Source organism: Blastococcus sp. TBT05-19 (assembly GCF_003319095.1).
In the GTDB taxonomy this organism is placed as follows: domain Bacteria; phylum Actinomycetota; class Actinomycetes; order Mycobacteriales; family Geodermatophilaceae; genus Blastococcus.
The window spans coordinates 1-2500 of sequence record NZ_QOHI01000009.1; the positions used below are offsets into that span (position 1 = coordinate 1).

Here is a 2500-nt window from a genome sequence, read left to right on the forward strand (position 1 = left end):
CCAGAGTGGTATTTCAACGGCGACTCCACGAACACTGGCGTGCCCGCTTCGCAGTCTCCCACCTATCCTACACAAGCCGAACCGAACACCAATATCAAGCTATAGTAAAGGTCCCGGGGTCTTTCCGTCCTGCCGCGCGTAACGAGCATCTTTACTCGTAGTGCAATTTCGCCGAGCCTGTGGTTGAGACAGCTGAGAAGTCGTTACGCCATTCGTGCAGGTCGGAACTTACCCGACAAGGAATTTCGCTACCTTAGGATGGTTATAGTTACCACCGCCGTTTACTGGCGCTTGAGTTCTGAGCTTCGCCTTGCGGCTAACCCGTCCCCTTAACGTTCCAGCACCGGGCAGGCGTCAGTCCGTATACATCGTCTTACGACTTCGCACGGACCTGTGTTTTTAGTAAACAGTCGCTTCTCACTGGTCTCTGCGACCACCCACCGCTTCCCCGCGCAAGGCGGTTCACAGCAGATGGCCCCCCTTCTCCCGAAGTTACGGGGGCATTTTGCCGAGTTCCTTAACCACAGTTCGCTCGATCGCCTCGGTATTCTCTACCTGACCACCTGAGTTGGTTTGGGGTACGGGCCGCTCGGAACTCGCTAGAGGCTTTTCTCGGCAGCATAGGATCATCCAATTCGCCTCATTCGGCTATGCGTCAGGCCTCACCCTGTGTGTGGGACGGATTTACCTACCCCACGGGCCACACCCTTGCACCGGTACTACCACTCACCGGTAGGACTACCTTCCTGCGTCACCCCATCGCTTGCCTACTACCAGTCCGGGTCCCGAGCTACTCCCAGCCGGCCCACAAGTGGGACGACCGGTTTGGGTCGGTTAGCATCGCTGGGTTCAGCATGGGCGTTCCTTCGCGGGTACGGGAATATCAACCCGTTGTCCATCGACTACGCCTGTCGGCCTCGCCTTAGGTCCCGACTCACCCTGGGCGGATTAGCCTGGCCCAGGAACCCTTGGTCTTCCGGCGGGGGAGGTTCTCACTCCCCTCTCGCTACTCATGCCTGCATTCTCACTCGTGTGGCGTCCACGGCTGGATCACTCCGCCGCTTCAACCGCCACACGACGCTCCCCTACCCATCCACACACCTGGCCAGACCCTCAAGGAGTCCGACGGGCGATCGTGTGAATGCCACGGCTTCGGCGGTGTGCTTGAGCCCCGCTACATTGTCGGCGCGGAACCACTTGACCAGTGAGCTATTACGCACTCTTTCAAGGGTGGCTGCTTCTAAGCCAACCTCCTGGTTGTCTCTGCGATCCCACATCCTTTTCCACTTAGCACACGCTTAGGGGCCTTAGCCGATGATCTGGGCTGTTTCCCTCTCGACTACGAACCTTATCGCCCGCAGTCTCACTGCCACGCTCTCACTTACCGGCATTCGGAGTTTGGTTGACGTCAGTAACCTTGTGGGGCCCATCAGCCATCCAGTGCTCTACCTCCGGCAAGAAACACGTGACGCTGCACCTAAATGCATTTCGGGGAGAACCAGCTATCACCGAGTTTGATTGGCCTTTCACCCCTACCCACAGCTCATCCCCCAGGTTTTCAACCCTGGTGGGTTCGGTCCTCCACGCGGTCTTACCCGCGCTTCAACCTGGCCATGGGTAGATCACTCGGCTTCGGGTCTAGGGCACGCGACTCATACGCCCTGTTCGGACTCGCTTTCGCTACGGCTTCCCCACACGGGTTAACCTCGCCACGTACCGCTAACTCGCAGGCTCATTCTTCAAAAGGCACGCAATCACCCCGGACCGAAATCCTAAGGCTCTCACGGCTTGTAGGCACACGGTTTCAGGTACTATTTCACTCCCCTCCCGGGGTACTTTTCACCTTTCCCTCACGGTACTAGTCCGCTATCGGTCACCAGGAAGTATTTAGGCTTAGCGGGTGGTCCCGCCAGATTCACACCGAATTTCACGGGCTCGGTGCTACTTGGGAACAAGCTCGGGAGAGTCTGAGTTTTCGTGTACGGGGCTCTCACCCTCTACGGCGACCCCTTCCAGAGGCCTTCCACTAACACAGACTTTTATGACTCCCTGCCACCTCGGCAGAAGTGACTGAACTGTCCCACGACCCCGACCACACAACGCCTGCCGGCTATCACATGCGATCGGTTTAGCCTCATCCGCTTTCGCTCGCCACTACTCACGGAATCACGGTTGTTTTCTCTTCCTGTGGGTACTGAGATGTTTCACTTCCCCACGTTCCCTCCACACGCCCTATGTGTTCAGGCGCGGGTCACACCACATGACTGGTGCGGGGTTCCCCCATTCGGAAATCCTCGGATCAACGCTCGGTTGACAGCTCCCCGAGGCTTATCGCAGCCTCCTACGTCCTTCATCGGCTCCTGGTGCCCAGGCATCCACCGTGTGCCCTTAACAACTTGGCCACACAAAAATCCCACCCACCACCGCCCGGAAGGACAACGATGAGCGGGCCTACAAACAAACTCTGCTAATCAGAGTCAGAAGATGCTCGCGTCCACTG

The 2500-nt window shown here is 57.9% G+C and carries 1 rRNA gene; it reads right to left on the bottom strand.

Annotated elements, in window-relative coordinates:
• Positions 1-2402: ribosomal RNA gene (locus DQ244_RS19020) — 23S ribosomal RNA — on the bottom strand; the annotation flags it as partial.
• Positions 2403-2500 lie beyond the last annotated feature (98 nt).